The sequence below is a fragment of the Tepidimicrobium xylanilyticum genome, from assembly GCF_900106765.1.
Lineage (GTDB): Bacteria > Bacillota > Clostridia > Tissierellales > Tepidimicrobiaceae > Tepidimicrobium > Tepidimicrobium xylanilyticum.
The window spans coordinates 1-12301 of the sequence record NZ_FNNG01000025.1 but is presented as its reverse complement, the minus strand read 5'-3'; the positions used below and the strand labels follow the sequence as shown (position 1 = coordinate 12301).

Genomic DNA, 12301 nt, shown 5'->3' with positions numbered 1-12301 from the left:
TATTAGTTTCAGTTGCAATAGTAGAATTTTTTACCCCAGTTTTGGAATAATTTATAAGGTATATTCTAATATCCATTGCTGTAATATCCTCTACTTTTTTTCTTATAGAATTAGCAAATTTCCTAAGTACTCTACCATAACTCTTTAAAGTCCCATCGCTTAACCCCTCCGCTTATCTTGCAGACAAATATAATAAAATCATACTATTTATGTTATTACTTACTGATAGTGAGATTCTTATATCTTCAACACTGTAATCGCATAAAACCTCTTCGATAGCTTATTTGACATCTTTTTGGTTGATTAAGCTACCATATAGCAAATTTAATTTTTGTATAATCCTAGTCACAGCTGGTGGCGATATAATGGTAAAATATTATTGTAGAGGTTATGAATATTTCGACGTTTACTTCGATTATATATATGCTAAATAAGTATTTTTAGCTATTGAGAGTTATGGCAGTATAGATTATAGGGATAGTCTTGATTTTTCTGGTACATTCATTAGACTTTATTAAAAATAACAAAATAAAGAGCCAAGAGTAATATAACACTTTTGACTTTTGCATCCCTCTGACATCATACATTAATCTAAGATAAAAAAAATATATAAATCTACTAGACTACAACTCCATGTACTATTTTGCGTTAATCGTACCTCGCCGTCAGTAATCCTAATTGTTGCGGTATTTGAAGTCTCTGGACTCGATAATGTTTTTGACAATGAATCCTTCGGAGAAGATAAATAGAATAAACTATCATCGTAGAGGTAACGTCCCCCAGAAAACCAGCCATTTCTTGCCCTGTAGCCAATTGGTTTACCGTATACCTTAGTAAAAGTCTTTGAGGTGTAGCCTCCAGCAGTATCCTTATCTACCGAAATATCACCAATTCGTACCGTCTTAAGCGTTGGAGTTGGTTCATATGTCCCGGTCACTCCGCCAATATTAACACCTTTTTTAATATTTTCAGCAATTAAATTAGCAAATTGTGCTTTAACAATACCACTTCCATTATGATAACCCTCTGGAATTACTATCTGCCCACCTTGAGTAGTTATTGTACGATTTATTGCACCTCTATTTGGCATTGTACCGACTTTTAACCCATCCTCTGTACCAAATGTTATTCCCTCTAAAACATGATTAGGCTGTGCTGTTCCGTACTCACCCCCTTCACCCAACAATTGAAAAACCGAACCTGTGTAAACTAAATGACATATTTGCCCTGCTTTAATATTGCCACTTGACAAAGCATTTCCGTTTGATTTCCGTATTGGCTTTGCACCTAGCCCATTAATATTTAGTGTGCTAGCTCCTGTATTAGCATTAGTGAATTTAACCTTCACGCTCATACCTTCAGTTAATGCTGTTATTCCTTGAATATTTACCGCATATGAGTTTGTTCCAGTAGCTATAACATAAGGTATATGGTGAAAATTATCTGCCTTATGTGCATCAAGTTCTCTTTGACTTGCAGCTGCTAATACCCATTCTTCTCCTGTATCTAAATAAATCTCTCCTGTGTCTTGTGCAAAATAATATCTACCTGCAATCCCTGGTTCTGGTCTATTTACCAAAGTACCACCTGTCAAATCTCCTATCCCTTCGCCTTTTTTTACTGCTAATTGGTCTATTTTCTCAAAGTTCTCATTAAAATCTTCTATGCTATAAAATTCAATATCAGATGGTTTCTTTAAATTAAAATTCTTTGTATATCCAGCCATTAACTAATCACTTCCTCTCTTAACTGTTTGTGAGTGTATTGGCTTAATTGTGCATGGGTGAATTTACTTAAAGTCAAGTGTTGATTATATCTTAATTCTACAGTTATAACTAAATTTGATGGAGCCATTTTTCTTACTAGCTTATCTACTTCATCAAACATCCTTTTTACAACCAGCTCTATTTTTATGTTTAACGTATATTCTCCTGCGTTTAATGTCATTACATAACCATTTTCACCACATAATTGATTTAGTTTGTTAATCAACACTTTGTATGTGTATGGTAGCTTATCATTCTCTCTTGCTAATACTCTAAATCTTCTTGTTTCTAAACTATCATCAGCAAAAGGTGTTATTTTGTATATTTTTTCTCGTCTTGCTATCCCTCTTTCTGTTGCTGTTTCAATGAATTGATCATCAATTAAATTTGATACAGATTCTTTCAGCTCATCTATTTCAATATTTTCTGTATTTGCTATTTCTTGCAATTCTTCTATCTCTTGCAAAACTAATGGCCAATACTCTTCTATTTGCTTCATACGATAGTCACCTCACCAAGTACAGGTATTTCCACATCTTCTAGTACAAGATTTTCAGCTAGTCCGTTTATCTTAGTATTTTGTATGTCTAAAACACCCGGCAAGCCCAAAGCTCTAGTTTCAATATAGCTAATTCTAACTACTAGGTTTTCTTCGTCTTGCCAAGTCTTTTTAAGTTCGTAAAAGTAACCTTCTATTGTAGCTATGAAATTGGGTTTCACATCCTCCCAAGTATAGCTTTCTTGAAATATTATGTTTGTTTCTATGTTGACGGTACACTCCGATACCCCTTCTACAGTTACTACATGACCTATAGGAGCTATGCCAACTCCTTCACCTTGATGCCCTACAGGGTCTATTTCGTTTTGAATATAATCAACCAATTCTTGAGAGGGTTTATTGTAGTCGCTGTCTATTATAACTAGCTTGACAGTTCCTCCGCCATTCCAAACTGGATACACCTTTACGCCACCTACACCATTTAATTCATTTGTTTTCTGCTTATAGTCTGCAATATTCCCTCCAAATGCTTGACTTTCTAAACTATCGAAATATCTCTTTCTTAAGTTCTCGTCATCTTCTTCATCTTCTCCGGGAATAAGGATATCCACCAACTCAGCGGATTCTAAACCATTTATATATTCAACTGGTATAAGAGAACCTGAATAAACATTCCCTATTGCTCCCGGTTCTTCACATTCAAGCCTAAATTCCCCATCTGTAATTTTATCTATAACTACATAATTCAAATCTTCACCAGTATACCTACTCCCTATAGGTACATTCAAAGGTAATTGGTTATTAGTTTTAAATATTCCCCTTCTAATTGCTTTAGTAGCTAGTCGTCTAATAATTCCTCTTTCTGCTGCTCTCCTAGTCAAGTCCTCCCCTGTAGCAGTATCAGCATAGGTTCTGTTTTCGATATCCTCCAGTTCGATATACATTTGGGCCAATTCAGCAGCGGCAGGGGCTAAGGCGTTCCAAATTATACCTCCTTGCCTTTTATCGTATTTATTGGGTACTCTATCCAACATTCTTTGCAGTATTTCCTCAAATGAATACATTATATTTCCACCTCCCTAGAGGCTTTTATATCTCCAAATACTGTGTGTACTGTGAATGTTGCTAATATAGTGTTTCTGTCTATAGATTCAAATTCAAAATCGGATACATCAGTGATTCTATCATCAGCTATCAAGGCTTCTCTGATTCTTCTTTTTAACTCTGAATAAGCATAGGCCTTATCTTTACCAAATAAGTCAGCTAATTCTACTCCATGATTCCAATCATAGATCAAATACCTATATCTTTCAGTATTTAATATTAGATATATAGCTTGTTTCATTGCTTCTAATCCATCTGTATAGCCTACTATTCGTTTGTTTTCAAAATCTATTTTCCAAGTATAAGTAGGTTCTTCTACTACTTCCAATTCCTCGCCAATCGGTATGTTTTCAATTTTAGGTATCATGCACTCACCAACCTATCTAGGACAATGTATTTTTGTCCTCCTTGTACTCGTATCAGTAAGACTTTCTCCCCTACCTTTAATCCTTTCTTATGAATATGTTTCTTTGTGCCTTTGTACTCGTGTTTATGGTTATAAGGGCTAGTAAGAGCTTCTTCTGTCATGTCATTAATCTCAACCTCTACTTCACTATCAATAACATTAGAAGTAAGGAGTATCATATTCCCTTTTATATTCATACGCTGTTCTACATTGATTTCTAAAGGGTTTATTTTCGTAACAGTACCATAAGCTATACTCATTGGCGAACTATTTTCTACGGCCTCTATAGCAGCTTGTTTTATAATTTGTATCATACTCACTATATATCACCCCTTAAATCCAATGTCATCCAATGTTCATCATTACCAAATACATGCTTTGCTTTTTCAACTAACATATACTGCTTTACGCTTATATCTCCAACATTTTCTAATAAAGTCATTACACTTGTCCCAGCTCTTACTCTTATATCTCCTAAAACTTCTTTTAACTGCAATGTTCTCTTTTTCTTATTTTTTAGTTTTAGTATAGCTTCCGCCTTGGCTTTTATATTAGTTTCTTCATTAACATTTTCAAAATACTGCAATACACCCCATCTATTTATGTTTACACCATGTTGTAATTCATATTCCTCCGCTTTTCCTAATTTTTCATTATTTCTACGTAGCTTTACTTTGTTATATGTGTCTGTATCTATGTCGGTTTTATAACTATAATTTTGTGCATTATAATCACCTACTACTAAGGCAGGGATTTTCATTGTCTCAACATCTCGTAAGTTTAATTTCCCAAAATCATCAAATAGTACATACATTTTACCTTTGTTCATTAAGGTTAAATCTAAAGCATCGTAGATGATGTCAAATAGAGTTTTATTATCTTGTATTCTATATGCTATTGTATAACCTGTATCTTCTATAATTCCAGCTTGCAAGTTGAAATCATTAATTATTTTCTTAACCAAATCTGATGCTTTCATATTTTCATAGATATAAGTATCTTTATTTTTCAAATACCTCAATTGGTCATAAGCTGTAACCTTAATAATCTGGTCTTTATCTCTTTCTTTTACAAACACAAATCCAAAGAAAACATCTTTTTCATTTACTCTAAATAAAACAGGATTCCCTTCCTGAAAGTTTATTACATCATCATTTACAACATTGAAAGTAAGTTTGCCAGGTTGACCTATTCTAGTAGTTTCCCAAACAACATCACCTTCTATAATAGGTAAATATCTTTTTCCATTATTGATAATTGATATTTCATACATAGCCTATCACCTTAACCTTAAGACTTGTCCTGGATAGATTAGATTAGGGCTTGATATATTGTTTAATTTTGCTATTTCAGTATATTTGTTGCCATCATTTAGTTCCTTTTTAGCAATAGCCCAAAGCGTATCCCCTTGCTTAACTGTGTACGTCTTGGCTGGCTCTTTAGCAGGTCTTTCTTCTTTAACTGTTACAGTAGCCTTGTTACCTTCGACTTCTTTTATTTTTATTACTTGAGTTTTGTACTGCTTATATTGTTTTAGCCTTATTTCAACATATATATCACCGACTTCTCCAGCCCTTTCTTCTACAGTGTATTCCTCTAGTGATACTAACATATTGGTATCAAATAAAGGTTCATCCCAAGGGGCTACTCTACTAACTATAAATCTAACTGGTTTCTTTTCTACTTTATATCTTTCAAACTGTCCTAAGTAGTATTCTGGAGGTCTGAAACCACTTTCATACACTGCAAAAGGTAAGGGTTGTCCGGGCAGTAGTAGCTTAAAATTAAATTCACTCAGTCCCGGGTCCTTTAATATGTTTACATCGCCGATATTTAATAATTCAATTACTTTATTTTTATTGTTTATTTTTAATGTTAGGCTAGAAGGAGGTATAGGCAATTGAATAACTTCTCCTTCATAATCAAAATAAAAAGAGTACATATTAACTATGCACCCCCTCTGCAGCTATATTAATTTCTTCAGTCAGTATTTCTTCTAATCTGCCTATTATTCCATCTATATCAGCAGTTTCTCTTACATCACCAAATTCTATACTTATCTGTGGAGCTAATGTAGCCGTTGTAAATCTATTTATTGCCTCTTGTTCTGCTAAATCCCTTAACCATTTTAAATCTTCTTGTGATATATCTATTGAATCCTTTATAGCCCCTGTATTATCTGCAATTTTACCTATGTCTTTCGCTACACCATCCCCTAGTATTCCTTTTAGCCAGTCGTTTTGTGCTGCTTGCCTTGCTGCTAATTCTCTTTGTGCTGCTCCTATTTCCATTTGTCGCTTTGCCCTTGCACTCAAAGCGTCTGCCCTCATTTGAGACAAAGCCAGATTTCTTTCTGCTACTTTAGCTTCGTATTCAACTTCTGCCGTAGTTGCAAATGTTAGCTTGTCAATCGTTTTTACAGCTACGCCCGGTATTTTGTTTATCGCTTTTATAAAACTATTTATTATATCAATTGCTCTGTTGACCATGCTTTGCAACAGTTTTAATGTTTCGACTTTCATTTTTCCTACTATATCAAGTACTGCATACACGCCTGTCATAAAGCCAATCTTAATCCTATCCCAACCAGTTAAGACTTTATCTACTGTTATCATCCACGCTATTCTAATCCCACCTACAGATTGTATCCACTTATAGATTACACCTACTAAAATTCCAATTCCTGCAGCAACTAGAAAAGTTGGACTTTTCAGCATAGCAAAATTTAATCCATCTTGTGCTATTTTAGCTACCCATGTCCCAACTGCATAAGCTCCAACTGCTGCTGCAAGCCCCCAAAATATAGGTTCCAATGTAGACCAGTTATCATAAATCCATTGGGCCCCTCTACCTATTACCTGTAACACTGGTTCAAATGTTTGTAATAAGGTATTGCCTATTATTGTTGCTACTTGTGCAAATGTCATAGGCATTTGTGCGAATTTAGCATTTGTTTCATCTGCTGTTGCAAACATGGCCTGTTTAACTACATCTGCTGTTATTAACCCTTCTTGTGCCATAGATCTTATCTGGCCTATAGGTACGTCTAAATACTTAGCAATGGATTGAATTATCGTTGGTGCTTGTTCAAATACACTGTTAAGCTCCTCACCTCTAAGGACACCTTGCCCCATAGCTTGGGTGATTTGTAGCATGGCTGCATCAATTCCTTGTGCAGAAGTACCTGCAATTGTAAAGTGTTTGTTTAATTGCTCTACAAAAGCTATTACTTCATCATTACTAGCAAACGCATCTCGTGCCAATATTCCCATTTTCGCTACTGCATCAGCTGTAGTTTGATAAGAGCCTCTTGCTCTTTGTGCAGACTGGAATATTTTATTTTGCAGCTCTGCTGTAGTTTGCAGGCCATCATTCATGAGATCAAGTCTCGCTTTTGTAGCAGTCATTTGATCAGATAATGCTATTATTTTTTTGGCACTAAATGCTGTCCCTAATGTTAACATTAATTTATTTAATTTGCTGCTAAGTATATCAGTGCTATTTGAGTTCCTCTTCATTTGATTATCTTGCTGTTCAAGCCTTTTAGTTGCTCTATCTGTTGCGCCGGCTAATCTTGCCTGTGCCCTTCCAGCTGAATCTAATGTATATGCTATTCTTGTTTCTTTGCTCATTACATTTTGAGCTCTATCAATGCTTCTTTTCATTTTATCAGTTTTACCTGTTACTCTGTCTAAAACCCTGCTCATATTGTCTATTAAATTTAAACTAGTTCTTATACTTGCCATATGCTCACCACCTTTATGGCATAATAAAAAGCATCCATTTAGGATGCTTGTTCTGCTAAACTTTTAATTATAGTATAGGGATATTCTGGTGCTACAAGTAGCATAGCATAATTACTCTTATTGTCTTGTAAGCTTATGCCATCTCTATACAATTCTATTGCAGTTATCTTGTCTAATGATGTTTGGAAATTATTTTTTGGAGCTACAAATATAAGACGTTTATTTGTAATAAATAATTGTCCAGGAGATTCTTCTGTAACATCTCCTCTTATCGGTGTACCTTTGTAACTTCCTGTCCTTAAAGTAACACCTTTTGCTATTCTAAAACTTGCTCCACCAGAACCACCACTATAGCCTATTACTCTGTTTTTAGTTATTAATCTGGTTGCATTGGTATAATAATGACATACTTCATCAGGTTGTAATATCAATTTATCAGTATACACTACTGGTAGAGTTCCATTTTTTAATTCTTCTAATGTTTCTTCTGTTAAGCTTGTATTTTCTAATATTTCTTGCATAGGATCAATCTCTTTGTGGCTTCTTTTATTTTTAGAGAAACTTCGATAAGATAAATAACCAAATAATGCTGCAATGCTTAAAAATATTAGTACAAGTCCATAGTCTGAACCAAAATCTATCTCGTTAACAAATATGGCTAAAATAAAAAATAGAGAAATTAACCCAAATATTACTCCAATTGCTTTTCGTAATATTCTCATCAAATCCCCTCCCCCAAAACCTAATGTCTTATTATTATCATATCAGATTATGAGGGAATTTTCCAATTATTTCTTTATTTTTGCAGCTTCCAATTTCTCTTTTTCTATTCTTAAATCTATAGCAGCCATAATAAAGGCTTTCTCATACCTATCCATTTCAACAAATTCTCTAGGCTTAATATTAAGCTTATGAAGGGCATAGTAGGCATAATTAGCCTCACTATCCCCTTCTATTATTAGTTTTTTGCTTCTTCAACCAATTCTTCCATACCAACATCAAAGCCATTAACCTCTTGTACTATTTCAAGTAATTTAGCATATTCTCCACTTGTTAACATAGTCCTAACTAAGTTTTCAGCTCCTACCACTCCATAGGATTCTTGAAGTTCTTTGTCTTTTAGGTTTGGAAACACAACACATTCAACTATTAGTTTAGCCATATACTCGTCGTAGTCTGTATTAGTAGTTACTATTCCTCTGTCTTTGATTTTTTTAGTACAAGCTCTTCTGATTGCTTTGTTTTCGGCTTCACTCAAAGCCCTAATCTCCCATGGTATCGGGTTTCCGTTTTCGTCTAAGAATCTATCTGATATAACATGTTTTTCATTTTCTATTTTAATAGCGTTTTGTGCTAGAAAGGCACTTAAATTGCTCATCTAATCCCTCCTACCCTAATGGTCTAAATTTGTTTGGCATATCTATATCATTAAATGTAAAGCTTATTTCTTCGTCTAGTGTTTCAGTTTCTACATCTACCTTAGCCATTACTACACTATCAAGGTTTACTCCTTTTAATATGACTGTTTGTTTCCCTATACTACTAGTCGGGTCCTCATTCTCCACTAAAATATCAAAGTATATATCTCTGCCAGTTTTGATATATTCTAGCATCAATTCCCTAAATTTACTGGTAGCATAATATATAGTGGCTGTGCCTGTACCATTCCAACCGCCTGCTTTATGTTGTACGCCAGTCTTCCCTAATACCGGTACTTCTACTTTCGTTTTTTCTACTGTTGCTTCAAGGTTTTTCAAATATAACATCTCATGTACTTCTCCGTCTATAGTGGCATAAGCTTTCGCTAGTTTACCACTAATGGCGTCTTCTCCTCTCATAAAAGGCATATAATCCTCTCCTTTCTATCTAACCTCAATTGACATATATAATTTTTCCATTGAGTCGGTGGGCTGTACTACTTCATTCACGATTACATCTTGCTTTTGTAGCCCTGGAAGGACGATAATGTCTTCTTGGCTAAAATTCTCTATTGCTCTAATATTAAGCAATTGTTCATGATAATTTACTAATTCATTCTTAAATAACTCTCTGCCTATATCATCATTAGTAACTTTACCAAGGTAGTAATCACTAAATATTCTAGCTGTATCATTTGCTATTTGGTCTAGTACCCTTATCACTCTATTGCTAGAGAAATCTTGATTTTTCTCTGGTGTAAAATTAGTAAATGTATTAATATCCTTCAATACTCTTACATCATTACCATCTTGGTAGAAGGCAAATTCTCCATTTTGGATAGCCTGTTCAAACTCTCTTTTCTTAAATTTAGTGTTTACCTCATATTCTCCGTCATAAACCTTGTTTGTAAGAGATTCATTTACTGCCGCCCCTGCTGTTTGTCCTGCTACCCAATAGACAAGCTCTGGATTGTTTTTAACACTTATTACGCCTTCGTAATCAGCCTTTGCATAGTCAAACAATACTGTAGTTATCTTAACCCCTTCATCATCTCTTAAACGCTTTGTAAAGCTGTCAAATAATGATTTAGTTACTTCATCTTCTCCAGCATATAGCAGAGTAGTAAAATCTTCTGCTTCTATTTTGTCTAAGAAAGCACTATAGCTTTCCCCTGTAGCAGCTCCATTTTCTCCACCTGTCAGCGGTACACCAGCAGTTGCTTCTAGAGTGCCTTCTTTAGCAAATGTTACAAAATTATTATCTTGTAACTCCGTTACAGCACTAACTGTTTGAGTATCTACTTTAGTTGTTCCTAGATAAGTAATTACATCAAAGCTTGTTTCATCATCAATATTGGCTTGTACTACAATTTTTATATCGTTTCCTCTAACACCGGAGAATTTAGCAGTTACAGTTAGTCCTCCAACTGTAGCAGTAGCTTTTGTTCCTCCAGTATTAATTCTGTATAGCTTAACCATACTAGCACCTTTAAACACTTCTCTCAAGGGCTTCATCTTTTCATCTGCAAAACTATACCCTAATATGTTTAAAGCTTCTTTCTGGAATTCTCCTGCATCTATAGTTATAACTTCATTCTCTGCTCCCCAGTCCATCTCTAAAGGCATAGCGACTATCCCTCTTTCTCCCAAGCTGCCTAACGCCCTAGCGACTGACACAAAATTTATATACGCCCCGGGTAGAATCTTGTTTGGGACTGTGAATGTACCTCCACCTAAAGCCATGCTTAATTCACCTTCCTTTTTAGATACTCATTAACTTTTGTCTCAACTTCTTTAAGGGTATAAGTCTTGCCATCCTCCAAAATAGCATTAATTAAGTCCTTGCTGTAACTTAATTTCTTACTTGCAAGGACTTGTTGTTTAGTAAATCTATTTTCAGTTTTCTTTGTTACTTTTTCTTTCATTATTATAGCACTCCTTTCCAATGTGATATAATTTTAATTAAATGGGTGCCTCTTATAGGAGGTTTATTATGTTTAAGATTGAAGGCTTTGATGAATTAAGTAAAGAATTAAAAAAGTTATCTAAAAATGCAAAAAGACTCCATGGTGAACATAAAATCTCTTTTGAAGAATTATTTACTAAATCCTTTATGGAAAAATACACAAAATTTTCTTCTTTTGATGAATTGCTAAAAGCTGGCAACTTTATAGTAAATTCTGAAGAAGACTTTTTAGCAATACCCGACGACATCTTTGATTCACATATTAAATCCGTTACAACATTCTCATCATGGCAAGACATGTTAGATAAAGCGACTGAATTATGGATTGAGAAAGAACTATTTAAATAAAGATTAGCCTAGAGGCACCCATTTTAATTATTTTCAATGTGAAATTTAAAATCATGAATATTATTTAATTCTATTTTTAATTCTTCAAGTAAAGATTGTGCTTTATCAATATGCTCTTCAAACTCTTTAATATTCTTTACCTTAATATTTGTTGTTAATTCCACATTTTTTTCTTCCTTACTTATCATCCTTTAAACCTCCTTCAATCTCTAAATTCTCCATCTTTGGTATCGGATCTATTTCCTTCCTTACAAATATTGGGTACCTTACAAAGAAATGCAATACACCATCTGCTATTCTGTGATTCATGTCATAGCCCCTAAGTGCCCTTCCTGCCACTTCTATATACTCCATCTGTTCATATAAAACTTCTGCCATAGCTCTCATATCTGCATTTTTAGTAGGACTATTTGGGTTAGGGAAATAATGTATATCGTATAGATGGTCCCTTTTATATCTATTACCTAATTCTCGTTCATGGCTTGTATTGACTTCTTTAACAAAAAAACAAGGCTCTTGAAAACCTTGCTCTATAGTTTCGCTATATATCTTTGTGTCTTTATCTCTAAAGCTATTGATTTTTCTTGATATAGCTTTTCTGACTTCATCTTTCATTTGAAATACTCCTCTAGAAAATCTTTTAATTTCTTTTCTAATAGACTTGGTAATTCTTTTTGCATTTCATCAACTGATACAGTCATCATAAACTCACCTTCAACAAATGGTTTTTTAAGCCTTTTCCCTATTGCTGGAACATACTGTCCTACATTTTGCCTATGGCCATATTCAACATAACTAGCATATTTTACAGGGTTTTCAATAATGATTTGATACACTCTGCCTTTTCTGACTACTTTTGTATGGTTATAGATATATTCGTATGAATCCATATCTTTACCGGCAGTCCAACCTCGTCTTAATGTTCCTCCTACCTTGCCAGAATCAGGAGGATATTGCCCTACTGGTGTTCTTGCTATGATTTTTGCCAGTGTTCTAGCTGCAATTTCTTTAATGGTATCTTCATGGAATTTTTGGACTTCTTCCTCTG

The 12301-nt window shown here is 34.2% G+C and carries 17 protein-coding genes and 1 pseudogene; 1 reads left to right on the top strand and 17 read right to left on the bottom strand.

Annotated elements, in window-relative coordinates; genetic code table 11:
* The 14 genes and pseudogenes from BLV68_RS16395 to BLV68_RS14665 all read right to left on the bottom strand — a co-directional run.
* Positions 1-157: pseudogene (locus BLV68_RS16395) on the bottom strand (site-specific integrase); the annotation flags it as partial.
* Positions 158-586: 429 nt separating this feature from the next.
* The gene (locus BLV68_RS14725; protein WP_093755122.1) at positions 587-1726 is read right to left on the bottom strand and encodes a hypothetical protein; all 1140 of its coding nucleotides are present in this window, start codon (positions 1724-1726) and stop codon (positions 587-589) included.
* The gene (locus BLV68_RS14720) at positions 1726-2265 is read right to left on the bottom strand and encodes a putative phage tail protein (RefSeq protein ID WP_093755120.1); all 540 of its coding nucleotides are present in this window, start codon (positions 2263-2265) and stop codon (positions 1726-1728) included. Before BLV68_RS14720 ends, BLV68_RS14725 begins: the two co-directional genes overlap by 1 nt.
* On the bottom strand, positions 2262-3329 hold the full coding sequence (locus BLV68_RS14715) for a baseplate J/gp47 family protein (RefSeq protein WP_093755118.1): 1068 nt from the start codon (positions 3327-3329) through the stop codon (positions 2262-2264). Before BLV68_RS14715 ends, BLV68_RS14720 begins: the two co-directional genes overlap by 4 nt.
* Positions 3329-3736 carry a DUF2634 domain-containing protein gene (locus tag BLV68_RS14710; RefSeq protein WP_093755116.1) on the bottom strand — a complete coding sequence of 136 codons (408 nt, stop codon included), beginning with the start codon at positions 3734-3736 and terminating at the stop codon, positions 3329-3331. The genes BLV68_RS14715 and BLV68_RS14710 overlap by 1 nt, the downstream gene beginning before the upstream one ends.
* Complete coding sequence (locus BLV68_RS14705) at positions 3733-4089, bottom strand: DUF2577 domain-containing protein (protein WP_234949944.1); 357 nt, start codon at positions 4087-4089, stop codon at positions 3733-3735. The genes BLV68_RS14710 and BLV68_RS14705 overlap by 4 nt, the downstream gene beginning before the upstream one ends.
* A gap of 5 nt (positions 4090-4094) precedes the next feature.
* A complete protein-coding gene (locus BLV68_RS14700; protein ID WP_093755112.1) occupies positions 4095-5048 on the bottom strand; it encodes an XkdQ/YqbQ family protein in 954 nt (317 codons plus the stop codon).
* A gap of 6 nt (positions 5049-5054) precedes the next feature.
* Entirely contained in the window at positions 5055-5717 is a 663-nt protein-coding gene (locus BLV68_RS14695) for a LysM peptidoglycan-binding domain-containing protein (protein WP_093755110.1), read from the bottom strand.
* 1 nt (position 5718) lies between these two features.
* Entirely contained in the window at positions 5719-7521 is a 1803-nt protein-coding gene (locus BLV68_RS15895) for a tape measure protein (protein ID WP_200773815.1), read from the bottom strand.
* Between the two features lie 38 nt (positions 7522-7559).
* Complete coding sequence (locus BLV68_RS14685; RefSeq protein ID WP_093755132.1) at positions 7560-8243, bottom strand: hypothetical protein; 684 nt, start codon at positions 8241-8243, stop codon at positions 7560-7562.
* A gap of 236 nt (positions 8244-8479) precedes the next feature.
* Complete coding sequence (locus BLV68_RS14680; RefSeq protein WP_093755130.1) at positions 8480-8899, bottom strand: phage tail assembly chaperone; 420 nt, start codon at positions 8897-8899, stop codon at positions 8480-8482.
* A gap of 10 nt (positions 8900-8909) precedes the next feature.
* On the bottom strand, positions 8910-9368 hold the full coding sequence (locus BLV68_RS14675; protein WP_093755128.1) for a phage tail tube protein: 459 nt from the start codon (positions 9366-9368) through the stop codon (positions 8910-8912).
* Between the two features lie 15 nt (positions 9369-9383).
* Positions 9384-10682: a phage tail sheath family protein gene (locus tag BLV68_RS14670; protein ID WP_093755126.1), complete on the bottom strand. Its 1299-nt coding sequence runs from the start codon at positions 10680-10682 to the stop codon at positions 9384-9386.
* Between the two features lie 2 nt (positions 10683-10684).
* Positions 10685-10864 carry a hypothetical protein gene (locus BLV68_RS14665; protein ID WP_093755124.1) on the bottom strand — a complete coding sequence of 60 codons (180 nt, stop codon included), beginning with the start codon at positions 10862-10864 and terminating at the stop codon, positions 10685-10687.
* Between the two features lie 68 nt (positions 10865-10932).
* On the opposite strand from BLV68_RS14665, the gene BLV68_RS14660 reads away from it, so the two are divergent.
* Positions 10933-11253 (top strand): hypothetical protein, encoded by a 321-nt coding sequence (locus BLV68_RS14660; RefSeq protein WP_200773813.1) that lies wholly within the window; start codon positions 10933-10935, stop codon positions 11251-11253.
* A gap of 23 nt (positions 11254-11276) precedes the next feature.
* Here the strand turns inward: BLV68_RS14660 and BLV68_RS15565 are convergent, their stop codons facing one another.
* The 3 genes from BLV68_RS15565 to BLV68_RS14650 form a co-directional block, all read right to left on the bottom strand.
* A complete protein-coding gene (locus BLV68_RS15565; RefSeq protein WP_159428722.1) occupies positions 11277-11441 on the bottom strand; it encodes a hypothetical protein in 165 nt (54 codons plus the stop codon).
* Positions 11431-11868 (bottom strand): phage tail terminator family protein, encoded by a 438-nt coding sequence (locus tag BLV68_RS14655; RefSeq protein WP_093755092.1) that lies wholly within the window; start codon positions 11866-11868, stop codon positions 11431-11433. The genes BLV68_RS15565 and BLV68_RS14655 overlap by 11 nt, the downstream gene beginning before the upstream one ends.
* A partial coding sequence (locus tag BLV68_RS14650; RefSeq protein WP_093755090.1) for an HK97 gp10 family phage protein occupies positions 11865-12301 on the bottom strand: 437 nt, incomplete at its 5' end. The genes BLV68_RS14650 and BLV68_RS14655, both read right to left, overlap by 4 nt.